This window comes from Sporomusa sp. GT1, assembly GCF_014634905.1.
Lineage (GTDB): Bacteria > Bacillota > Negativicutes > Sporomusales > Sporomusaceae > Sporomusa > Sporomusa sphaeroides.
Genome location: NZ_BMBX01000052.1, coordinates 1 through 5,503, shown reverse-complemented (window position 1 = coordinate 5,503; position 5,503 = coordinate 1). Strand labels below are relative to the sequence as shown.

6 protein-coding genes are annotated in these 5,503 nt (G+C 46.3%); all 6 read right to left on the bottom strand.

The features are described from left to right. Positions 1-75: 75 nt before the first annotated feature. The 6 genes from GT1_RS21715 to GT1_RS21690 all read right to left on the bottom strand — a co-directional run bounded on the left by GT1_RS21715 (position 76) and on the right by GT1_RS21690 (position 5,415). The gene (locus GT1_RS21715; RefSeq protein ID WP_304626563.1) at positions 76-726 is read right to left on the bottom strand and encodes an ABC transporter permease; all 651 of its coding nucleotides are present in this window, start codon (positions 724-726) and stop codon (positions 76-78) included. Further along, on the bottom strand, positions 677-1,360 hold the full coding sequence (locus GT1_RS21710; protein ID WP_188400469.1) for an ABC transporter permease: 684 nt from the start codon (positions 1,358-1,360) through the stop codon (positions 677-679). The genes GT1_RS21715 and GT1_RS21710 overlap by 50 nt, the downstream gene beginning before the upstream one ends. A gap of 396 nt (positions 1,361-1,756) precedes the next feature. After that, positions 1,757-2,233, bottom strand: coding sequence for a GNAT family N-acetyltransferase (locus GT1_RS21705; RefSeq protein WP_188400468.1), 477 nt, complete (start codon positions 2,231-2,233; stop codon positions 1,757-1,759). Then, positions 2,221-3,312 (bottom strand): alanine/ornithine racemase family PLP-dependent enzyme, encoded by a 1,092-nt coding sequence (locus GT1_RS21700; protein ID WP_188400467.1) that lies wholly within the window; start codon positions 3,310-3,312, stop codon positions 2,221-2,223. Before GT1_RS21700 ends, GT1_RS21705 begins: the two co-directional genes overlap by 13 nt. 491 nt (positions 3,313-3,803) lie before the next feature. Beyond that, entirely contained in the window at positions 3,804-5,096 is a 1,293-nt protein-coding gene (locus tag GT1_RS21695; RefSeq protein WP_188400466.1) for an SLC13 family permease, read from the bottom strand. Between the two features lie 148 nt (positions 5,097-5,244). Beyond that, positions 5,245-5,415, bottom strand: coding sequence for a hypothetical protein (locus GT1_RS21690; RefSeq protein WP_188400465.1), 171 nt, complete (start codon positions 5,413-5,415; stop codon positions 5,245-5,247). Positions 5,416-5,503: the final 88 nt, after the last annotated feature.

Sequence of the window (5,503 nt, the reverse complement as noted above, 5' to 3'; positions counted from 1 at the left end):
CATCCAACTGTTTCTTGACAGCTTATTTGCTATGCTCATTTTCCTTGTTGAGCACCTTGGCTCAGGATTTCAGACTTAAACCCCTCCCTGTTTTTGTCCGGGAATAGCCAGCCGTCCTTCCAGCCAGCCAAGCAAAGCATCCAGTGACAAGGCGATAACAGCTGCCGGAATGGCCCCGGCTAAAATAAGCTGTTCTCTGCCCATTGACATACCGGCCATAATCAGCCGGCCTAACCCACCGCCGCCGATATAGGCAGCCAACGTTGCCCAGCCTACAATAATAATCGTGGAAGTCCGGATTCCGGCCATAATGGCCGACATCGCCAGCGGCAATTCCACTTTAAACAATATCTGGATTTCACTCATGCCCATTCCCAGGGCAGCCTCTTTAATGCCTTTGTCCACACTCTCAATGCCTGTCACTGTGTTCCTGAGAATCGGCAGCAGCGCATAACAGAACAAGGCCACAACCGCCGGTAAAAAGCCCAGGCCAAAGAGAGGAATCATAAAGCCCAGCAATGCCAGGCTGGGAATTGTTTGAATACTGTTTACTACACCAAAGACTGCCGCTGCCAGTTCACGGCGGCGAGTCAGATAAATCCCCAGAGGTACGGCTACGGCAATGGCGGCCGCCACGGCAACCGCCGTCATCGCCAGATGTTCAATGCCCGCAGCTTTAATCCTGGGAGACAGCTCGCTGAGGTACACAAGATACTCCATCACCATCACACACCTCCCTTTCCCGCTGCCAGCTTAAACGCGCCTGAAGCTTGCCAAACAGGCCATCAACCGCAAAGGAAAGACCGGCGGCCAGCAGAGCACCGGCCATGATCTCAATATTATCTACCCGGCTAATCCCCTGAAATACTATTTTCCCTAAGCCGCTACCGCCAATCAGGGCAACGATCGTGGCTAACCCCACAGTAAGTACGGCCGATGTCCGGATTCCAGCCATCATGACCGGAATGGCCAGCGGTAATTCCACTTTTTTCAACAGTTGAAATTCTGTCATGCCAATACCGCGCCCTGCATCCAGCAGACTGCGGTCCACCCCGGTAATACCAGTGTACGTATTCTTGAGCACCGGTAAAATAGCATACAGCACCAAAGCCGTTATTCCGGCCTTAGCGCCAATACCGACAATCGGCATTAACAGCCCGAACATAGCCAGCGCAGGTATAGTCTGGATAGTGTTAACAAGCAGCAACACCGGCCGCGCCAGCCACCTAACCTTGCTGCTGACAATCCCCAGGGTTATTCCGACTATCGTAGCAATTAAAATAGCCACTGCACTCATTATAATGTGGTCCGCAGTCATAGCCAGCAAGGTTTGCCATTGTTCACTGACATACATTATCATACTTGCTCACCCTTTCTTTTCAAACAATTTACATGTTCACATAAAGTTGTTTGTTTTGCTTCTATACTGCCCTTGATTTATATGGCACAGGCATGTTGTCAGTATGGGCACAAGCTGCGTACTTGTGGCTCACACTGACAACATGCCTGTAAAGGAAGTCGTTTTTGCCCTTATTCCATTTTTGAGAAAGTTATATTTTAGGGTTAGTATAAAGAAACTTTATAGAAACTCATCCGGCATAAGACTATTTCCATTTTAAAACCATGTATTCGTAGTACATTTTTTTACAGGCAACTTAATTATAATATAAAGTTGTTAGATGCGCAAGCGTTTGCATACCGGTTTTGTTTGCTGATCAGGCTCCCAGCCCTTGCAAGCCGGGCATAGGAAAGGTATCTATTTTTTTTTCAGAGTCCCGATAAACCGCTCCCGGATAAGCATCATAACCAACCGGTCCTGGCCTTGACCGTATTCATTTTGTCTGAATCCGGTTACTTCAAAACCCAGCTTTTCTCTATACACCTTAACAGCGGCTGCATTGTCGGCTGCCACAGTAAGCTCAACTTCCGTAAAGTTGTCAGCAAACAACTGCTGGATGCTTTCTGCCAGCAGCTCAGTGCCTATTCCCTGGCCGCGAGCTGCCGTCGCAACCGAAACCCCAACCATATAGGCCAGTTCAGGCTTATCCCAGTCACGCATATACTGGACTGCTCCAACCACGCTGTCGTTTTGCTTACTGACAAACACTCTGCCGTGCCGCATTAGCGGCACAAGGTGCCATTCATTCATTCCCCCGCAGCCAAAAGCCTCTTGTTCCAGTTCAACCAGCCGCTTAAGTAATGCCGGTTCAACTGTCGTAATTAATTCAGCCATTTGTTATCCTTTCTGAACACTTTTTTTATATACCTGGATTGACTTGCCGAAAGCAAGCCGGAGTAAGTGACCCCAAAAGCCAGTTCATCACCAACACGTACCGTTCTTTCTATATCGGTGATATCCAGAATCATATGGTCGCTGCTGGCTCCCAGGATGGTGATATTATTATCCAATGGAATCAGGCCTTCGATATAAACATCCTGTTTGCCTAACGCCACAATGGCTTTTTTCCGGATGCCAATATCCTCGAATTCCGGAATATTGCCAAACGCGTCCCGGCCAATGTTACCCCTGGGAACCGATGGTTTGAGCTTAGCCTCAATCACCTCGGTTTTTAAGATAAAAGCATCATTTTTAAGCCAAGCAATCGCCCGGTTATTCGTCGTATCAGTTCCCAGCAGCATTCCTTCCCCGACACGCAGCTGGTTAATGCCGGCAGGGATTTCACCCTTTTCCACCAGCAGCAGGGATGATGTACCGCCGCCGGAAAGAATCTGGAGCGTAATCCCCAGCCTGCTCTTAATCAGCTTGGCAAGCTCTACCAAAATATTAAGGTTCGTGTATTCGGGCAAAATACCGCCAAAACAGCCCATATTCGTACCCAGCCCCAGCAGGCTGATTCCGTCTACCTTGACTATCGCGCGGACAGCGGCCAGAACATTTTCAATCATAATGCCTTCACGCAAATCCCCAACATCGACCATCAGGATAATTTGATGCCTGAATCCCATCGCTTTAGCCGTTTCCCCCAAAGCCCGAATGACGGATATCTCGGAATTGATGCTTACATCACTGTATTTAACCACATTTTCCACATCGCTTAACCGTGGGATTCGCAAGAGGGTTATCGGCGCCGAAATCCCTTCATGCCGTAATTCAATAATATTTTCCATTCTGGCATCAGCCAGCCCGTCAACCCCGCCTTCGAGGACAGCGGTCACAATTTGAGGAATTGCACTAAACCCTTTGGTAACACCAAGCACTTCAATTCCATGTTTATGGCAAACCTCAACAACTTTAGCCGCGTTGTACTTTATTTTGTCCAAATCGATTTCCAACCGGGAACTAAAGCTCATTCTCCCGCCTCCTGTCACCTGTATAACAACACCCCGTATTTCAATGTTTTTACAAACAACTTAATTATAATATAAGATTGTTAGATGTTCAATTAGTTTTTTTGGGCTTGTGTAATCAGCCTTATCCATACTATTGTTGCACATAGCCAGGCAAAATATCGATTTGTACCGAAAAAATCTGACAGGACTGCCTGATACTAAGCAAAACTGCTGGTACGGTGCTTACCGCCGTTAACAGTACTGAGACGCAGCGTTGGATGACAGTCGTCGGTGCCAGGTCTTGTTGTGGTGCGTACAACTTACAAATAGATTCTGTTAAAATCTGTTAAAATTAAAAAGATGCCGCCCCTATTGTGCACTACAGGGATAGTAGCAGTGCGTACAACAGGAGCGGCTCCGCTTGAGAAAAATTATGCGTTACAGTTTAGCAGTAAAATACCACACTTATTTCAAGAAAAAAAATATATCCTTATCAGCAAAACAACGGCCTATCAACTGAGATACCGCAGGTAAATATAGATATTGGCGATAAATACCGACAGCATGGTAAGCGGAAAGCCAATAAGCATAAACCTGACGAAAGATATGGGATGCCCCGCCTGGGCTGCCAGTCCGGCTACGATGACATTGGCACTGGCACCAACAAGCGTCCCGTTGCCGCCCAAACAAGCTCCCAGAGCCAGGCTCCACCAGAGCGGTTCCAGGTTGGTAATCCCTAAAACTCCCATATCTTTAATCAACGGAATCATCGTAGCTACAAAGGGAATATTGTCGACAAAAGCCGAAGCAATGGCACTTAGCCAAAGAATCAGCATCGCGGTTGTTACCGGATTACCGGCAGTCAATTCCATTGATTTTTGGGCCAGTAAGGTGATGACCCCTGTTTCAACAAGCCCGCCAACCAAAATAAACAGGCCGACAAAAAACAGCAGCGCTACCCACTCTACCTTGTGAAAAATTTTCTCCAGCTGGTGGTCAGTATTTTTCTTTGCTAAAAGAATCAGTAAGACGGCACCAAACATAGCTACCGTCGCCGATTCCAGATGAAGCTGCTGATGCAAAAAGAAGAAAGTGATCGTAAGGGCCATTACGCCTAAACAAATTTTAAGCAATTTGGGGTCCGTAATTTGCTCCCGCGGATCAAGACTCCTAATACTTGCGCTCAGTTCCGCCGTAGTCGTAAGCTGCTTGCGATAAATCAGTGCGAGTATGACAACATTGACAATAAGAATAATCATGGATATGCCGGCAAGATTATTAACAAAAGCAAGAAAGTCCAATTCTTTTACCGCACTGCCGATCATGATATTAGGCGGGTCGCCAATCAACGTCGCCGTGCCGCCAACATTGGAAGCAATGATTTGCGAAATCAGATAAGGTATGGGGTTAACATCAAGCTGTTTGGTGATACTCAGCGTAACCGGAACCATTAACAGTACTGTGGTAACATTATCCAACAGGGCTGAAGCCAGAGCTGTAATTACGCATAAGACAATCATCAACCTCAGTGGATTGCCATCCACCGCCTTGGCCGCCCAAATAGCCAAAAAGCTAAACAGCCCTGTTTCACTGGTAATGGCCACAATAACCATCATCCCTACTAAAAGTCCCAGGGTATTGAAATCAATATGATGGATGGCCTGTTCCTGGCCCAAAACACCCAGCATGATAACAAGCACTGCTCCCGCTAAGGCTACAACCGTACGATGAATCTTTTCAGAAATGATTAGAGCATATGCCACCAGAAAAACACCGACAGCAATGGACGACTGATTAAATTCCATTTTCATTCTCCTCGTATAATAAGTTTTGCAAGTATGAATCCGACATGTTTTACAAGACTTATTTATTTTTTTGCTTTTTCATGACTTGTGGCAGCTATCAATTTTTAGATCTAATGCAACAACACAGCAACCCCCTCTTAATCAATAACTAAAGGAGGAGCCTGAAAAAGCTCCTCCTTAGTGTTGTCCCGGTAAAAGAACAGAAGGAGCCCTTGGTGACAGGCTCCTCCCTAACTGAAACATATGTTTTTGTATGTATATCATAAACAAAGTCTGCAACTATTGTCAAGTTTTCCTGGTAAGAAGTTTTAACCATCATAGAACCCCAATACCTCCCTTAATAAACTCTCGATATCTTTGATTTACTCGATATCTCACAGCATTTTACTTTGAATATGTCGAACCCA